Origin of the sequence: Flavobacterium segetis, from assembly GCF_900129575.1 — a bacterium.
Classification (GTDB): domain Bacteria; phylum Bacteroidota; class Bacteroidia; order Flavobacteriales; family Flavobacteriaceae; genus Flavobacterium; species Flavobacterium segetis.
On record NZ_FQWE01000006.1, the window covers coordinates 41,490 to 60,679 of the forward strand.

The following is a 19,190-nucleotide window of genomic DNA, read 5'->3' on the forward strand; positions in this document are numbered from 1 at the left end:
GATCTTCTAATAAAAAGAGATCATGTAAAATATTGAGAATTTATTGCGAAATTTTTAAGATGATATTTTTTTTTCAAATTTTTGATTTCCAATGAATTTTTAATAAATGCTGTAAATACAAATATTAAATTTGATTAATGCGAAAATTATTTCAATCAATAATAGAAATTATTTTGATTTTGAATCGATCTAAAATTTCTATCAGAGCTATTATTATTGTCAGATAGATTTTCCCCAAATATGCTTTAATGCTTTTTCTTTTCGATAAGTTTAAAAACACTTCTTTTTTAAATTGAAAAAAATTTGATGTATTTAAACAATCTTGTGCAATTGAAACAGTTGATGTTAAAGATTGTGCCGTATGCCACCAACCACAAGGTATAAATAATGTTTCTCCAGGAAAAATTGTAAAAGTAATTGGGGTTAAGTTCCTAGAGAGTGGATATTTCTCAAAGTCAATATTTTTTATATTTGGTATTTCTGAAACCCATAAATTATCTTTTTTTTGATAAATATAAGGAGTTTGGTTAGGAGGAATAACTGTAAATTCTTTCACTCCATGTAGTTGTGTTATAAAAGCATGCAAGCATAAATAATCGTAATGAACATAGGGAAATTGACCTCCAGGACTTCCAAAAAATATTTCTAAAGTATTAGCTCCACCAATAAATTTTTTAGGGATTAATTTGCTGTTCGTCCAGTCAGGCATAGAATATTTAAAGCGAGGTGAAACGTCAGGTATAAGTTCTGGATAGTCATTATCTATTTGAAGTTTACATGGATATGGCGCAGGATTTTCATTAGTTGCAGTTTCCATTAAAGTAATATAATCTTTAAGCATAAATTTTTGACCTTCCACTATAACTTCTTTATCTCCATAGTTAGATTTAAAAAATTCTAGTGTAAACTTTTCCTTCGCTTTCCAATCTTTACACGCATCACCTATAACTACAGGATAATTTGCAAATAAATGGTCTTTGGAAAATTCATCGTATGTCATGCCGTATTTTTTTTCGACTTTGAGACCTCTTTCACGAACTAATTCGACTGTTTTTGTAGCCATAATGAATTTATTAATTTTTCATAAATCAATTTTAAAGTAATCGCCATTGATATTAGTATCGAGTATAAACCATGCTGGATTTCCCTCTTCATCTCTTCCTAATTTTGCTCCAGCTATGGGCGGCGTGTTAATATTTTTTAGCTTACTACTATCAGTTGATAAATCATTGTTAATTTTTATCTTGGTAAAAAATCCTACTGAAAGCATGCTGTCAAGGCATAATACAAATGAATTAATAATTTTATGAATATCAGCTTTTGTGTAAGATTCTGTTAAAAAGCATGGAAAGCCATCCCAAATATGAATTCCGTTTTCACGAAGTAAAGTAAACAACAATTCGCCATATTGAACGTCATCATCAAATTTAAGTCTCCATAATGAACCAAAATGATTGATTCTCATTGGCAGTTTTCTATTTGTAAATTCAATGTTTAATTCAGATGCCAGGCAAGTTGTCATTTCATTAAGTTTTTCTTGCAACATTGAACCCTTATTTTTTAGATGGATTAGAGAGGCTTTTGAAGCAGCTAAAGCTAAAGGATGTCTTACAAAGGTGCCAGCAAAATAAGTAACCCCTACCTCTGGAATAGAATCATCGCCAAATTGCCATTGCCCACCATCTAAAGCGTCCATATATTTTCGTTTGCCAGCAATAGCACCAATCGATAGTCCACCACCAATCACTTTTCCATAAGTTGCTATATCAGCGTGAATATCAAAAAGCGCTTGAGCACCACCTGGATGAACTCTGAATCCAGTAATAACCTCATCAAAAATAAGTGCTATTTCAGATTGTGTAGTTAGAGAGCGTAATTTATGTAAAAATTCTATTGGCTGAAATTCTGGTCTTCTGCTTTGCACTGGCTCAACTAGTACAGCAGCTAATTCATCTGCTCGTGCAGCAATTATTTGAAGACTTTCCTCTGTTCCATATTCTAAAATCAACATGTTTTGAACAGATTCAGGCATAATTCCTGGAGCTGCAGGAAATGTTATTAATTTCTTTGAGCCACGTACAAGCGCTTCATCTATTATTCCATGATAAGAACCAGAAAAAGCAACGATCAATGAGCGACCAGTGACCGTTCTTGCAATTCGAATGGCTCCTAATACAGCTTCAGAGCCTGTATTACATAACGCAGCACGTTCATGGCCAGTGAATTCGCAAAGTAATTCACAAACTTCGCCTGCCAGTGGATGTTGAGGTCCTACCTCAAATCCATTTTCAATTTGATTATGCAATGTTTCTTTAATGAAATCAGGTTGATGACCAAAAATGCAAGATCCAAATCCGTTAAGAGCGTCAATATATTCATTACCATCTATATCCCACAGTCTATTACCGCTTGATTTTTCAATAACAATTGGATACACAATTTCTTTTGTTAAAGGTTTGAATCCTGAGACTACTCTAGGATCTGCCATGAAACTTCTATTTTTTTGGGTAGACGATTTACTGCCAGCTGTTTTTTTTGAGTACCGATTTATTAGCTCATTAAGAAATTGCTTTTGAGAATAGCTCATTTCTTTTATTTGCTTTTCGATTTTTGGAGATGCACCAAAAGGTTTTTGATGCTCCATAATTTCCTCAGCTGTTCTACTATCTTGAGTTGTATTTTTAGGAAAAGAAGATTCTGCTATAGAATTATTTATTTCTTTATAAAGTATTCCTGTAGACTGAGCTAAGGTATTTACTTGAAGAAGTTCCATTTGCTTGCCTAAAAGCTGAAGTTGCTGCGCTATTAATCCTAAAGTCGCAGTGTTGTGATCCTGTGGAATAGGTATCGATTGTTTTGGTGTAATAAATAAATTTTCAGTTATGTCCTTAACTGGTGCATTAATCATTTTGTGAGGCTGCTCTTCTTCGGAAATATTCTGATGAATGTAATCTGCTAAAAGATGTGGTGAATTAAATTGTTCATTCAGTTGACGAAATGTAATAGGGAGTTTAAAGTCTTTTTTCAACCTTATGGCAAGCTGAGTGAGTAATAAAGAATCTAATCCAAGATCAAGAAAACTTTGAGAAAAAGTATCAACAGGAAAATCAATACCTGATGTTTGATTAACAATGGAAGAAATTTTATTAAGAATAGTAGTTTTTCTCATATCATTATTTTTCTTGAGATTGGTAAATGAATATTCTGCAACGTTATTTTTAGATGGGTGGTCTTGATGTAAAGTACCAGGCGGATCAATCCAACAAAATTTACGATCGAAAACATAGCTGGGTAATTCAATCTGGTGTCTTTGTTGATCATTGTAAAAAATATCCGGTTGAGATTCTACTCCTCTAAGCCATAGCTCGCCTAGAGACGTAAGTATAGTTGTATATTCATTTTGGTCATCTTTTGTTTGAAGTAAGCTTGCAAATGCTGCTACTGTTTTTCCAGCTCCTTGTTGTTTGGTTAAAGTAATTAATGTTTGACTAGGACCAATTTCTAGGAATATAGGATTATCTAATTTTAGTAAAGTATCAGCTGCTGCAGCAAATTTGACTGTTTGGCGTAAGTGATCAGACCAATATCTTGAACTAGAAGCTTCACCATCAGTAAGTTTTAATCCTGTAACTGTTGAAATTATTGGTATATTGGGCTTATTCAACGTTATCTTTTTTACTTCTGCTTCAAATGTTTCTAAAATAGGATTCATCATTGCTGAATGAAAGGCATGGCTGGTTGCTAGTAATTTATTTGCTATTTCCAGGTGGTCTAGCGACTCCGCAAAATTTCTTATGGCGAGATCTTCACCTGCAACAACACATAACGCTTTAGAATTAATTGCAGCCAGTGAAAGAGTAGTTGGAATAATTTCCATTAATTTGTCTTCGGTCATTCTTATGGATAACATACTTCCTGTTGGGAGTTGACTTACTAATTGACCTCTTAAAGCAATTAAATGCAATACATCTTTTAAACTTAATACCCCTGCAAGATGTGCCGCAACAAATTCACCAATACTGTGTCCACATAGCTGAGTAGGTTTAATTCCCCAACTTAACCAAAGCTGAGCTAATGCATATTCTGTTACAAATAAAGCGGGCTGAGTGAATCGAGTGTCTTTTAATTTAGCTTCTGTTTCAAGAGTGACTTTTTCAGGATATAGAATTTTACGAATGTCTATATGTATCTTTTCAAGTAAGATCTCTGCACATTGATCTACTGCTTTTTTAAAAACAGACTCGTTTTTATAAAAATCCCAACCCATTTGAGAGAATTGAGAACCTTGACCGGGGAAAAGAAATACAATTTCACTAGGTGCTATTGCTAAATGCGATATTTTTATATTTTTATTTTCAATCAAAAGCAACTCTTTCTGCGCTTCAATACAATTGCTCGATACGAGAAAACTTCGATGGGCAAAGCTATCTCTCGTTTGGTCTAGTGAATATGAAACATCAGCAAGTTTTAAATTTTGATGATCTTTTAAAAAATTTCCTAATTTAGTTTTATAACAAGCTAAACTATGTTCTGATTTAGCTGACCATTTTAAAAGTTGAAATGGTCTACTTAAACCAGAAATTTTTGGCCCTTCAACATATTCTTCGAGTACTACATGAACGTTTGTTCCTCCAACACCAAAGGAACTAACTCCTGCTCTAACTAGTTCATTTGATTGCCAATTAATTAATTCCGAATTTACATAAAATGGACTGTTTTCAAAATCAATAATTGGATTAGCTCTTTTGAATCCTAGTGATGGAGGAATTAGTTTATGATTCATGGCTAAGATTGTTTTAATCAATCCTGCAACACCAGCGGCAGCGGTAAGATGCCCCATATTACTTTTAATTGATCCTAGGGCGCAAACACCATTTTTAGGTTGAGAGCCAAATGCTAATTTTAGTCCTTCAATTTCAATTGGGTCTCCTAGGGGCGTGGCAGTTCCATGAGTTTCAATATAACTGATAGTACTGGGTTCAATTTGAGCATCTTGAATTGCTTTTTTGATAGCAATAGCTTGGCCTTCAGCGCTTGGTGCTGTAAAACTACCTTTGTTTCCGCCATCATTACTAACTCCAATACCTTTTATAAGACCATATACTCTATCTCCATCCTTTTGAGCAGTTTCTAAACTTTTTAAGAGTATTACACCAGCGCCGTCGCTAAAAACAGTTCCTTTAGCTGCAGCATCAAAGGAGCGACAATGTCCATCAGGACTTAACATGGAGCCTTCCTGATAGAGATGTCCACTAAAAATAGGCGCAGTTACACTAGATCCTCCTGCTAGTGCAATTTCACAATTGCCATTCCTAATGGATTCTACAGCTTCTGCTATTGCTAGCAACGAGGTAGAGCATGCCGAATGGATGCTTACTGCTGGGCCTTTTAAGTTTAAATGATAAGCCGTTCGGGATGCTATGTAATCTTTCTCATTGACGGTCTCGGCTTGAAAATAACCAACACTTTCTAATACAGCTGTGTTAGGTAAAATATTCTTTTTATAATAAGTATTGGTTCCAACACCCGCATAAACACCCACACTCCCGTTATAATATCTAGGTAGATAACCACTTTGCTCAAGAACTTCCCAAGCAATTTCTAAAAATAAACGTATTTGAGGATCCATTACTTCAGCCAGTTTTGGATTTATTCCAAAAAAAGAAGCATCAAATGTATTTGCAGATGCTATGATTCCGCGGGCTCCAACATAAAGAGGGTCGTTTCGTAAAGAATCGGGTAGACTTGAATCAAGTTCCTCTTTATGAAAAAAACGAATAGTTTCTTTACCCTCTTTTAAAACATCCCATAGTTCATCAATTGTATCTGCTCCAGGAAACCTTCCTGCCATGCCGATAATAGCAACATCTAGTGACTTTTTTCCAACTTTTGATTTCGGAACAACATGTAAAGGAATAGTATCACGTTCTTCTAAATATTTAATTAGCAAGGATATAGTTGGGTATTGATAAATATTTGTAGCCGATACATTCAAATTCATTTGCTTGTTTAACTGGAACACTAAACGTTGCGTTAACAGCGATGAACCGCCCATCTCAAAAAAATTATCGTCAATTCCGATTATTGGAATTTGTAGTTGTTCGTGCCAAATTTTTACAATATCATGCTCTATTTTTGTAGCAGGTTTTCTTAATATGGGAGCTGAATCAGGCCTAATATATTGCGGAATTGGTAATGCCTTTTTATCAATCTTTCCGCTTGAAGTGAATGGAAGATTTTCAATCAATATAAAGTATGATGGAACCATATATACCGGAAGTAATTTCAAAACTTCATTGCGAATATTAGTAATATCTATACTTAAATCTTTTACTTGAATATAGGCTACTATTTGACTTTCTCCTAAATGATTAGAGGATAATACAACTGCTTGTTTAACAGAGTTTAAAGAATTTATTATTAATTCTATTTCAGCTAACTCGATTCTATGTCCCCTAATTTTTATTTGATCATCTTTTCTACCTAGAAATTCTATGTTTCCGTTTTCTAAATAGCGAGCGATGTCTCCAGATCGATATAATCGAATGTTTTTACCTTCAGGTAATTTCCAGTCAATAAAGCTTTTCTCGGTTAGTTGTTTGTTATTTAAATATCCTTCGGCTAAACACACTCCAGCAATATACAGTTCTCCAATCTCTGTATCAGCCACAATTTCTTGATTTTGATTAAGGATAAATATTGAGGTTTTTGTAATTGGCTTACCTATCGAGGGCAATGCTGGCCACAATTCAGGATTACCCACTAATTTTAATTGAGTTACCACATGACATTCTGTAGGACCGTACTGATTATAAAGAATACAATTATTCAAAGCTTCAAAAAATGATCTTATTGTAGGTGTAATTTTTAGTTGCTCTCCTGCAGTCATTATTTCTTTAAGTGAATATGGAAAAACTTTATTATTTATTGCAGCCTCAGCTAAAGCTTGTAGCGCAACAAATGGTAAAAAAATACGATTGATTTGATGCTTTTTTAAAAAATATAAAAGTGCGCGCATATCAAGTCTGATGGATTCCTCAATCAATACGAGAGTGCCTCCAGTACTTAGAGTAGCCATTATTTCTTGGAAAGAAACGTCAAATGTTAGGGGTGCAAATTGTAAAGTAATTGTTCCTTTTTTACTTATTGAGTTTTCATTTTGCCAATGAATAAGATTTATAATCGCATCTTGTCCCATGCAAACACCTTTTGGATCACCTGTCGTGCCAGAAGTATATAATATATAGGCTCCATTTTCAGACATCAAATCCTGTCTACTTTCAGTTATGTTTGGTTTGTTGCTTTTTTTTAATAATCTAAGTCCCATCTCTATAACTATAGGCTCCTGTACTTTATTTGATAAGCAAAACTTTAAATTAGAATTTGCAATAATTTTTTGTAACACAATTTTTGGATAGCTAAAATCAATTGGCAGATAAGCTTTACCAGATTTTAAAATCGCTAACATGGAAATTATTTGATCAACGCCTCGCGTAGCCGATAATCCAATTATTCTTTCGTTATTAGCAAATTCTAGAACGTCAAGATGCACTTTTGATACTTCTTTTTCTAGTTCACTATATGTCATAATTTTATCCTCACAAAATAAACAATGTACATGCGGATAAAGTCTGGCGGATTTTTCAAAAAGCAAATATGTATTATTTTTAGCGTACATTTTTAACGTTTTTATAATTAATTGTAGATTTATAAAACACATTGTTACTGAAGTTTTTTTTTAAAATCAGTAACTATATAATACTTATTTTGTAATTATTTAATTACGTTCTTTATATCTTTTGAATAAAAACTATATTTTAAGTTAAAATCATGAATTGTTTCAAAAACACTTATACTATTAATCAATAATCAAAAGTTTAACCAAAAAAAGTAAAAAAAAAGAACATAAATATACATCTTCTTTGTAAAGCGATAATCGTCGACGTAGTGCAGTATTTTTAAGATTGTGAAATAAAAAAAAATTGTGTAAGAGCAATGAAGCAAATTGCAATGCTAATAGTAACTACATAATTTAGAATAAAAAATTACGTTAGCTGTGGATTCTAATTATTGTAAGAGTAAATTTCTAAATAATTTAAGGTCATAAATATTAATAAATAGTGTCTTTAAATTTATAAAATAAAATTAACGTAAGTAAAAAATCACTAAAGTCATTGATTTTATGTATTTTATCAGATATAATGGTATATGTGTCGATTATATTTTGCAATTAAATATTTTTGTAAAATAAATTTAAAAGATTTTTAAACTGTGAAATTCAAGTATTTAAGTAAACTTGACCTATTGTCAATAATTATCGTGTTTTTTTTTTTCGTTCAAGGATTTAGTCAAAACAATCAGTCCTTTACCAATCGCGTTATGGAAACTTTAATTTCCTCTGGAAGTAATTCAACTGGGAGTACTGGAACGATATCCTATTCAATAGGACAAGTATTTTACACTTATATTGGAATTCAATCTATTTACAATGTGGCCCAGGGCATTCAGCATCAGGAAGCAACTATTAATAATCCTATAATTGAGAATATTCAATCAAAGGTTCAGGTGTTGATTTATCCAAATCCAGCGATAGATTTTGTGAATGTAAGTTTAAATGGTATCAATATAAAGCCAGGAGAACAATTTTATCAACTATATGATTTGCAAGGAAGATTGATAAAGCAAAACACCATTAATCAAACTGAAATTCAAATTAATCTTAGTAATCTAAACTCTTCTATCTATGTTCTTCGTGTGTACGACGGTAAAAAAGTTGTAAATATATTTAAAATAATAAAACAATAAAATGATGAAGCAATCATTAATCACCTTATTCATATTTCTGTTTATTTCTGTTGCGACTTCTGCACAGACACCAGAAAAAATTAGTTATCAAGCAATAATTCGTGCGCCAGATAACAACCTATTAATTAATTCTAATGTAAGCATAAAAATAATCATTCATCAAGGCAATCCTAACGGAACGGCGGTTTACCAAGAGACTCACAACATTATTTCTAATAATAACGGATTAGTCTCGCTTGAAATAGGTATGGGCAAAAATGTAACCGGTAGTTTTAGTACAATATCATGGCAGAGCGGATCTTATTTCATAGAGACACAAGTGGATCTAAATGGTGGCTCTAATTATAATATTATAGGAATAACACAATTACTAAGCGTTCCATACGCTTTACATGCGAAAACTGCTGAGCGATTAGTTGGTTCATCGACAACAAATTCGACAAAAGCGGCAATACGTTCATTTACCAGTTCTAGAGATGTAGCTGTAGGAGATATTAATAATACAATAGAATGTACAGCATCATCCACGTTAACTTTAACTTCTGGATTTACCACTATGACAATAGGTGATACAATCAATTTAGAAGCGCACAACGGAGCTGAATTAACGATATTTCCTTCCCCAGGGGTGACAATTAACTATAATACAGTTATTGCAAAGTTCACTAGTGTCGCTGGAAATGTACGATTTGGATTGCTCAGAAAATCAGGATTAAATTCTTATATAATATCAGGACAATGAAGTATGTAATTTATGTTTTTTTCTTTTCTACTGTAGTTCTTTCGCAGAATTATCACTACGGTATTGAGGAGGCTCAAACTAAACAAACAGGTGCGCCAACTAATTTAATAGCCAGTTCAGTTTCAGAAAGTACTGTTGAACTATCTTGGAACGCTCCATCTGATCGCGCTAAAATTACGGAATACAGAATTTATAATAATGATACTTTTTTAGCAACATCAATTGGAATAGTAACAAAATATAAGTTGTTAGGTCTTTTACCTAAGACACAATATAAGCTAACAGTAAGAGCAGTCAATAATTCGAGCAAGATATCTGCTAGTAGCAACGAGCAGCAAATTACTACTAGTATTATCTACGCAGGAGTAAACAATCAATTAGAAGAAATAGAATATTTTAAGGCTTATTTATTACCAGTGGCAAAGAAAGCAACATTGCAACAAGCTCTTGACACTTACGGCGCAGTACGCCTGGAACGAGGAAATTATTCAGGTGTGGGTATAATAATGCGCAGTAATCAAAGACTGTATGGAGATCCTAGTTTTACTCTAGTCCCTGATGTAACAATTGCTGCTGGAAGTACTAATGTATATTTAGAGAATTTGACTATAATCGATGGAAATAGTATAATTTTACAAGCAGGAGAAACTATTTCAGGTAACACTTTCAAGTCAATAAAAAATGGACCTTTAGTAGGAACTGGCGTAAAGTTTGAAAACAATTTACTTATAGACTATGGTGGACCTATAAGAATAGATTGTAGTCAGTTAGGTTATATCAGGAACAATAAGATAATTAAACATCAAGCAGGAACGATATCTAATCTCCTTGTCATGAAAGGGAATATAAACACTCCAAGCTTTGGTAATGTTCATTTACATACTAATTTTTTAACACCTCACGGCGACACGACAGAACTTGATGGTTTGCAATCAACCACCTTTGTAGGTGTAGATGCTGAGGGCTGGAATCTTAACGGATTAGGTAAAAAAGCTATGTTTTATGCCCAAAATATGGGTGATGTTAAACTTGCTTCTGTAGGCGGGGGAAATTCTTATTCAGCCATCAGAACTCCGGCATTTGATATAACTGCTGATAATGTGTTTTTTTTAAACGCTTTCAATTCCACGCCTGCAAGTATAATAGCGTCTAAGACTAATTTATTTGGAATAAATAGTGGAGGAGATGGCGAGAAAATAATTAGAAAATCTGGAACAACTCCAACTGGCTTTGAAGTATATGGTAATTTAAATTTTAATAATTTGTTTACTTATGACGGAATCATACAGCAAGCACAGATAGAAAATAGCTCAGCAATTACTTCGCTTTCTAGTATGATTCTTGGAAAACAATTTACTCCGTGGGCACGACCTAATTGGGAAATATTGCCAGACCCACTAGGTGCTAATTGGAAATTGGAAAGAGATGGTAAATTTGACAGTACAACCTTTATTCAAAATTTAATTGACACAGAAGGAGTTGCTAATCTGCCCGAAGGAGTTTTTTATATTACTTCCACACTTAAGATCCCTCTTGACCGGAAGCATGGAATAATCGGTAAAGGAACAGGAAAGACAGTTTTAGTGGGGGTAACAGACGATTTTCCTCTGATATCCCTATTAGGCGGGCAAGATGATAATTTCTTGTTAGCTTATTTAACGTTACAAGGAGGAAACACGGGAATCTTTTCTTCGCAGGATTTTGGAACCCAACACATTTCATATCAAAAAATGAAATTCGTAGTGTTTAGAAATCAAAAATATGGAATTCATTTAAAAAACATTAGAGGATTTGATAATAATTTTCTTGATAATATAAGCTTTATCGATTGTAATGTTGGATTTTTTCAGGATGCGCTTACAACTACCTCTGATATTGATTTTTCAAGCTTTGTTGATAAAACGATGTTCTATAAGAATCAATTCATCAATTGTAAGACGGCAGTATCCTTGATTACTACGAGAGCAGATAATGGTAATGCGTGGGTTGATTGTAAATTTGATAGAGGCCAAACAGCATTAAGTATAGGCGGCCAAAACGGTCCGATAGTAGCAAATTGTGATTTCACAAACTTTGACGGTAAAAATATTATTAGCGGTAATAATATTAATATGCACAATACTTTTATTTATAATAATAACGTAACTGAATCTACAATCAAGTGTATTTATTCTAATATTGAAGGTTGCAATTTTTTAGATAAATCTAAAGTGTTTTCTCCTGTCTTGTATAATCCTACTTTTCAATATATTATTAACTCTAAAATTGCGGGAGACATAACCTTGCCCAAGCCAGGTGGTGGCTATTATGCGTCTTCCGCTATTTATGTTAATAGCATTTTGGAATCAAATTCTGCATTAAGCAAATTATTGGTTAATGTAAAGGAAGGGGTACCAACGGTGTTGATTAACTCACTTCCAAATCCTTATCCGCAATTTTTAGTTACTCAATAAAAATAAATATTTTTAAAAAGATATATATATTCTTAAACTTTTGTACAATAATATAATAGTGTGGTGTTAACATTTCAAGTTTTATAAAAAGAGGGTATTAATAATTATTTTTGTTTTACAAGAGTGAATCAAGTTGAATTTTGCCTCGACTTTAAAGATACTTTTCAAGCCTTATTAGTTAATTTACATATATTTTTCTTGTGTCTTGTAAAAAAATTCAGAATCACTAAATTTTACATCTAACTTCACTTTGGACGTAAATTACTCGATAATTAATTATTGCGTAATCATAGTTTGAATGCTGATTTCCATTTTATTTCATCGCTTTTTACACTCGGCTAATTATTTAGCCATCTGATAAGTTTTGATCGTATTTTAAATTTAAAACTTATATTTTTAAGATATGAAATAAAAGAAGTAGACTTTAATTTTGATAGAGAATTTCAGATTTCACATTCCGTGAATATTATTTATTCGGTTCTCCATAATTAATAAATACACCATGTAGTATATTAAAACCTTCTTTCTTAAAAAAAATAAGCGAACGTTCCTTGCACTAGAACTATTTTGAAAGTATCTATTATTTTCAAAACTTAATAATAATTTTTACTTTTCAAACTTAACATATTTAATGTCGATTTCTAAGACTTTAAAAATCTGCTACGGAAAAATTTTGCATTATTGTATCGTGGTTTCAAATGACAATTTTATTAATCGGTCTATTTTTTGCTCCATTTCTAACATATTTTTATATTGATTTGACAATGTTTAAAAAAAAAACAGAAGCTTTATTTTTACTTTTTTTTTAAAGTAGTTAGAATATTTTTTAAACGTAGAGTGCTCAATAAAAAATTATAATACTTGTTAAAAGCCTCAATTTGTAAAAAAAATACTTTTTTTATCGTAAGCTCTAAAGTCTTGAAATGTGTCTAAAATCCTGCAATCAGTATTTAATCGGATTAACAATCTTTTAGACAGATTTATTATTGAAATTTGAACACCTTTTATATTTTTGGCTGTAGCAAAGAACAGATGAGAAAATTGTTTTTTAAATTTCTAGCGACTTATATTACTTTAGTTAGTTCATCTAGAACATGATGTCTTTGAACTAAAAAAAAATTAATCTTTTGCTTTTAAGATGTGACTATCTGCTGGGGTACCCTTGAAATTTTTTAGCATAAAAAAATATTAAACTAATTATCAATCAGTTAATAAATTTAGGTTCAAAGTTAAATTATTAATTGTGTTACCTAGTAAATATTACCAGATTTAATTTTTAAGGTTTAATTTATTACTATTTTTAACTGTTTTCATAAACTGAAGCGTTAAATAATTAAACAACTTTTTATTATTATTATTATTATTACTATTCATGGATACTGATTAAAAAAATTAACTGCACTAACCTTCTACAGACATATAATGTTAAAAATTCTTATAAAATTTCGGAATTGTAAAATAAGTTCTTTACCGATAGTATTAAAAAGAAATTAAAGTTAAAGACAAATTAAGTATCCAATAATGCAGTCTAAAGAGGCTTTGATGGTTGGCACGAATAAAAATCAGTAATTGATAATCAATATTAAATCTATTTACTATCCATGCGATAAATTAATTGTTTACCTAAAAATTTGAAAAAGCATTTTTTTGTTTCTCTATATATGATCTTATATAGTTCTTACCATACCTTTTGCGTGAACATCATTTATCGGATGAAAATCATTTTCAAGATAGTGGCTTGATAATAATAATTTAAATTTTAAAAATTAAAATTTTAAAAAAATGAAAAACTTATTACGATCTTATGAAAATTGAACAACAATGGACAGAGGAAATAAAATCAAGTAATTCGCTGTTTTCAATTAATATCAAGGAGGTTTGGTCATACAGGGATCTCTTGATAATGTTTGTTAAAAAAGAGTATATTACTTTTTATAAGCAAACTATTTTGGGACCAATTTGGTTTTTTATACAGCCTATTTTGACTACTTTAATTTATGTTTTGTTGTTTGGTCAAATTGCTAAATTGTCAACTGATGGTACTCCACAAATTGCATTTTATCTTTCTGGAATTACACTTTGGAATTACTTCTCTGAATGCTTGACCAAAACTTCTTCTGTATTTAGGGATCATGCCGCGATAATGGGGAAAGTCTATTTTCCACGCTTAATTATGCCTCTTTCAATTGTTTTTTCTGGATTAATGAAATTTGCAATACAGTTTGGACTTTTTATCGTTGTTATTCTGTATTTTACTTTTATTGAAGAATCAATTCGTCCCAATGTTTGGGTTTTGATCACACCTTTTCTCATACTTTTAATGGCTAGCTTTTCATTAGGCATGGGAATGATTTTTTCTGCACTTACGACTAAATATAAAGATTTAGTTTTTCTATTAACCTTTGGAATACAGCTTTTGATGTATGCTACACCTGTTGTGTACTCAATTACATCGATACCAGAAAAATTTAAATGGATATTTAAGTTAAACCCTTTAACTGGAATTTTCGAATGTTTTAGATATGGTTTTTTAGGAAAAGGTAGTTTTGAATTCAGTAGTTTAATTATGAGCACGATAAATATTTTAATTATATTAATTGTGGGTGTTGTAATTTTTAATAAAGTTGAGAAAAGCTTTATGGATACTGTTTAAATTATAACGGTGGCGTATTTAATTTTTATATAACAGCATAAAATTATTCAATGAAATATTTAGCAATACAGGCTACAAATATCTCTAAACAATATCGTTTAGGTGAAGTTGGTACAGGCACTATAAGTCATGATTTAAATCGTTTTTGGCATAAAATTAGGGGTAATGAAGATCCCTATTTAAAAATTGGAGAAATCAATGATCGTTCTTTGACAGCTTCAAGAGAATATGTATGGTCGTTAAAAGATATTAATTTTAATATTGAGCAGGGCGACGCAGTTGGAATTATCGGAAGAAATGGGGCTGGTAAAAGTACATTGTTAAAATTGTTAAGCAAGGTTACAAAACCAACCACCGGAAGTTTTAAAATTAATGGAAGAATAGCATCTTTACTAGAGGTCGGAACTGGTTTTAATCCAGAAATGACAGGAAGAGAAAATATATATTTAAATGGTGCAATATTGGGAATGCGCCGTAACGAAATTACTCGCAAATTTGATGAGATTGTTGACTTTAGCGGTGTTGAAAAATATATTGACACACCCGTAAAGCGATATTCTTCAGGAATGTATGTTAGGCTAGCTTTTGCAGTAGCTGCACATCTCGAAAGTGAAATTTTGATTATCGACGAAGTTTTAGCTGTAGGTGATAGTGAGTTTCAAAAGAAATGTTTAGGTAAGATGGGAGATGTTTCAAAAGGTGATGGCAGGACTGTTTTGTTCGTTAGTCATAATTTAGCGGCAGTTCAAACTCTATGTAACAAAGGACTAGTATTAGAAAACGGACTTATTAATTATCAAGGAGCTTCTAAGAAAGCTTTAGATTTTTATGTGTCTTCTGGCAATAGTTCTTCCAGCTTTTATGAAGTGATCACAAAAAATAATAATGATATACATAAAATTCAAATAGTAGATAGCAATGATAATTTGCGAAATAATTTTAATTTCAATGAATCTATCAAATTATTATTCAGTTTCAATCTTTTGAGCAATTATGTTGATAAAGTAGAATTTGGATTTCAAGTTATTGACCACAGAGATCGGATCGTTTTTTCTAATAACAAAAAAATAGCTAGTTTTCTACCAGATGCTAACAACAATTTTCACGTTGAATGTATCATTCCAAAATCAATCCTAGTACCAAATACTTATAAAATAACTACAGCCCTCCATATTCCTAATGTTTCTTATATTTCTCGACTTGAAGAAAAGGTAATGTTCAATATTGAAGAAACAGGAACAGATTTTTATCAATATTCAGGTGCTGATTATGGATGTGTTTTTATTGACTGTGAATGGAGAAATCGATGAATTTTAATGTAATTTAAATTTTTATTTAAATGTTGTTCGGTAATTTAAATCCAAAATATTTTCTATTATATAAATGTTTTTTAAAAAATATATGATGTTTCCGAAAATTTCAATTGTTACTCCCTCCTATAATCAAGGACAATTTCTAGAAGATACAATTTTATCTGTGCTAGGGCAGTTTTATCCCAACCTAGAATATATAATATATGACGGAGGAAGCACTGATAATTCTGTCGATATTTTAATAAAGTATAAAAATCATTTAAACTATTGGGAATCAAATAAGGATAAGGGACAATCAGAAGCTATCAATAAAGGCTTTGCTCGAAGTACTGGAGATATTTTAATGTGGTTGAATAGTGATGACATTTTGATGCCAAATACTTTACACTATATAGCTAAACAATATCTAGAAAATGGAGATGGTATTTATTTTGGAAACTGCATTCATTTTGAGGAGTTGTCATCATCGGAAGTTTTATCTTTTGGGAGTAATGTTATAAAAAATGAAAAATTTGCTACATTAGAATTAGTTGATTTTATAATCCAGCCCTCTTCTTTTTGGAGTAAAAAAGTTTGGATTGAAAATGGTATGTTAAATGAGAATTTTCACTTTGGATTTGATTGGGAATGGTTTTTACGGGCCAAAAAAAATAAAATACCATTCCATTTAGTAAGTAAGCCACTTTCAATTTACCGAATTCACGAAAATCATAAAACTGGTACTGGCGGTAGCATAAGACAAGCAGAATTATTAAATATTTATAAACTTTATTCTCCTTTTTATTTTAAGTTATATGAGTTAATGATTAATGAAAAAATGTTTTCTTCATTCCTTGAAAAAATTATAAAGGCATATTATTTATTATTTTTTAAAATGAACTTTTCAAAAGGGCATTATTTAAAATTAGTAAAACCGATAAAGTACAAAGTTTATTCCGTTTATGAGATTAATGCGACAAGATCAATGTTATAAAAAATATTTAGTATTAAAATTTAAAAAAAAAGAATGAGAAAATGAGAGTGGTAATCTTACCTTTTTTTAATGAAATCAAATTTAATATGTTTCTCATCCATTGTATCTAAGTGTATGTCATATTTTCTTTAACTAAAGAATTCTTATTCTTAACAGATAAGCTGTGTATGCGATTAATACTATCATCTAAAAAATAAAAAAATTGAAGATTGCATTTACGATATGTTCAAATAATTATTTAGCACAAGCTAAAATTTTGGGAGATTCATTACTGATGACAAACCCAGACTATAAATTTTATATAGGGCTATGCGATGAATTTTCAGAGGAAATTGATTATACTTTTTTTAAAGATTTTGAAATCATCAGACTATCAGAAATCGGATTAAGTTATTTTAAAGAAATAACAGAAAAATATGATATTATTGAACTGAATACTTGTATTAAGCCATCTTATTTTAAATATTTAATTTCTAAAAATGACAATTTATCAACAATAATTTATTTTGATCCAGATATAAAAATTTTTAATTTACTAGATTCAATTGAAAAAGAATTAGAAACAAACGATATATTATTGACTCCGCATATTTTACATCCAATAGGAGTGGATCAATTATTTCCATCAGAAAACTTATTTTTAAATTATGGTATATATAATCTTGGATTTATAGCGCTAAATGCTAAGAATAATAATAGTATTGACCTACTAAATTGGTGGGAAGATAAAACTATGAAAATGGGATATAATAGAGTTTGTGAAGGACTTTTTGTTGATCAATTGTGGATTAATTTAGTACCAATTTTTTTTGATAAAGTAAAAGTAATGAAGGAATATGGATTCAATGTTGCACCTTGGAATCTTCATGAACGAAATGAAATAAAAAAAATAAACAATCAGTATTATATGAAGGATAAATCCAAATTGGTATTTTTTCATTTTAGTGCTTATGACTTTAAAAACACTAAATTATTGTCTAAACATTACAATCGTTATTTACAAATAAATCTCACACAGGAAGTTTTTGAAATCTACTCACAATACCATCAATCGTTGATTAAAAATAATATCGAAAACTTGTCAAAAGTTAAATGCTTTTTAATAAAAAAGCCCAAAATTAATAAAGGTGAAAAATTCAAATATTTTATTCTAAATCTATTCGAAACAATACAAAATACTTTTAAAAAGTGAATTATTGTAATCATCAATAATTAAAAAAGTTAACCATATTTATAAAAAATCACATCAAGTACTTTTTTCTGAAAAGTTTTTATATTACAGAGTCTTGTTTTATAGGGGTCAAAACAGGAAAAAAAAGAATGTTATCTAATCAAATTTACATTGTATCAAAAATATTTATCTTTTTTTTAAGTAACACATATTTATTTTAAGTCGTAAGTGTAGTGGATAAATTAAAAACACTTGGAGCTTTACTCCAAATATTTTTAATCAAGGAATTAAATTTTAATAGAAAGAAAGATCTTATGTAATTATATATAAATCAAAAATAATAATTTAAAGTTGTAATGCCAGCTCGTTTCATTGGGACAAAAATAGTAGATTAGTTCGTTGGTCATCGAAGTAAACTTGGTAGAAAACTAAAAAAATCGATAGCTAAAAAAGGTTGCGTTTTAGAAAATAATAGGCGTCAAATGCGATAAAAAAAGAAGCAATTTTCACAAAGAAAAGTTAGAGTTGTTTTGCTAACTCTTCTTCTAAAGCAACCTACATTTGATAAAATTATACCAGATAAATAAGCGAGTAAAATTAAATTAAAAACGATATAAATTGGAAGATATAGCAATCTTTAATCGCATAATTATTTATCAATGAATATAAAAATCTAAACAGATGAGCATAACAAGGAACAAACTACTTTAGAAACCTTTTACCCAAAAGTGGAACATAGTAAAATAAGATTTAAAATAGGAAATAAATAAGATACAGAAGAAGCATTTCTGAACTTTATGCAAATAAGAGATCTACTAGCTATTACTTAATGTAAAAAAAATATAGATTTAAATATAGATTTAAAAATAGAAAAAAATTATAAATCAGCTTTGCTAGTTTTTATTGACGTGACTATGATAATGACATAATTAAAAAGTTACAATATAAAAACGCATTTAGAAGTCCACTGTGGCACCGTAGAAAGACTTTCAAAGTTATACTTTAGTCATATTTAATCAATTGATTTTAATAATGGAAAAGAATTAGATGTGTTTATACTATTACAAAAATAATTACTCC

The 19,190-nt window shown here is 30.4% G+C and carries 9 protein-coding genes; 7 read left to right on the forward strand and 2 right to left on the reverse strand.

The annotated features are described in order from the left end of the window. Window positions 1-151 precede the first annotated feature (151 nt). Together BUA99_RS09810 and BUA99_RS09815 are read right to left on the reverse strand one after the other, a co-directional pair. Window positions 152-1,063 (reverse strand): cupin-like domain-containing protein, encoded by a 912-nt coding sequence (locus BUA99_RS09810; protein WP_072991572.1) that lies wholly within the window; start codon window positions 1,061-1,063, stop codon window positions 152-154. An 18-nt stretch (window positions 1,064-1,081) separates the two neighbouring features. Continuing rightward, a complete protein-coding gene (locus tag BUA99_RS09815) occupies window positions 1,082-7,720 on the reverse strand; it encodes a polyketide synthase (RefSeq protein WP_317045035.1) in 6,639 nt (2,212 codons plus the stop codon). A gap of 659 nt (window positions 7,721-8,379) precedes the next feature. Between BUA99_RS09815 and BUA99_RS09820 the strand changes: the two genes are divergently transcribed. The 7 genes from BUA99_RS09820 (at window position 8,380) to BUA99_RS09850 (ending at window position 18,131) form a co-directional block, all read left to right on the forward strand. Next, window positions 8,380-8,805 (forward strand): T9SS type A sorting domain-containing protein, encoded by a 426-nt coding sequence (locus tag BUA99_RS09820; protein WP_143151743.1) that lies wholly within the window; start codon window positions 8,380-8,382, stop codon window positions 8,803-8,805. Window positions 8,806-8,809: 4 nt separating this feature from the next. Next, a complete protein-coding gene (locus tag BUA99_RS09825) occupies window positions 8,810-9,547 on the forward strand; it encodes a hypothetical protein (protein ID WP_143151744.1) in 738 nt (245 codons plus the stop codon). Then, window positions 9,544-12,000 carry a fibronectin type III domain-containing protein gene (locus BUA99_RS09830; RefSeq protein WP_072991582.1) on the forward strand — a complete coding sequence of 819 codons (2,457 nt, stop codon included), beginning with the start codon at window positions 9,544-9,546 and terminating at the stop codon, window positions 11,998-12,000. The genes BUA99_RS09825 and BUA99_RS09830 overlap by 4 nt, the downstream gene beginning before the upstream one ends. 1,804 nt (window positions 12,001-13,804) lie before the next feature. Further along, entirely contained in the window at window positions 13,805-14,653 is an 849-nt protein-coding gene (locus tag BUA99_RS09835; RefSeq protein WP_072991585.1) for an ABC transporter permease, read from the forward strand. A gap of 50 nt (window positions 14,654-14,703) precedes the next feature. After that, entirely contained in the window at window positions 14,704-15,963 is a 1,260-nt protein-coding gene (locus BUA99_RS09840; protein WP_072991588.1) for an ABC transporter ATP-binding protein, read from the forward strand. 94 nt (window positions 15,964-16,057) lie between these two features. Further along, window positions 16,058-16,939 carry a glycosyltransferase family 2 protein gene (locus tag BUA99_RS09845; protein WP_159430942.1) on the forward strand — a complete coding sequence of 294 codons (882 nt, stop codon included), beginning with the start codon at window positions 16,058-16,060 and terminating at the stop codon, window positions 16,937-16,939. A 202-nt stretch (window positions 16,940-17,141) separates the two neighbouring features. Next, on the forward strand, window positions 17,142-18,131 hold the full coding sequence (locus tag BUA99_RS09850) for a glycosyltransferase family protein (protein ID WP_143151745.1): 990 nt from the start codon (window positions 17,142-17,144) through the stop codon (window positions 18,129-18,131). Window positions 18,132-19,190 lie beyond the last annotated feature (1,059 nt).

What these genes read in the sequence shown, in the direction of transcription:
- BUA99_RS09810 (WP_072991572.1), bottom strand. Translation starts at nt 1,063, where the DNA reads ATGGCTACAAAAACAGTCGAATTAGTTCGTGAAAGAGGTCTCAAAGTC.
- BUA99_RS09815 (WP_317045035.1), bottom strand. Translation starts at nt 7,720, where the DNA reads ATGTGTTTTATAAATCTACAATTAATTATAAAAACGTTAAAAATGTAC.
- BUA99_RS09820 (WP_143151743.1), top strand. Translation starts at nt 8,380, where the DNA reads ATGGAAACTTTAATTTCCTCTGGAAGTAATTCAACTGGGAGTACTGGA.
- BUA99_RS09825 (WP_143151744.1), top strand. Translation starts at nt 8,810, where the DNA reads ATGAAGCAATCATTAATCACCTTATTCATATTTCTGTTTATTTCTGTT.
- BUA99_RS09830 (WP_072991582.1), top strand. Translation starts at nt 9,544, where the DNA reads ATGAAGTATGTAATTTATGTTTTTTTCTTTTCTACTGTAGTTCTTTCG.
- BUA99_RS09835 (WP_072991585.1), top strand. Translation starts at nt 13,805, where the DNA reads ATGAAAATTGAACAACAATGGACAGAGGAAATAAAATCAAGTAATTCG.
- BUA99_RS09840 (WP_072991588.1), top strand. Translation starts at nt 14,704, where the DNA reads ATGAAATATTTAGCAATACAGGCTACAAATATCTCTAAACAATATCGT.
- BUA99_RS09845 (WP_159430942.1), top strand. Translation starts at nt 16,058, where the DNA reads ATGTTTCCGAAAATTTCAATTGTTACTCCCTCCTATAATCAAGGACAA.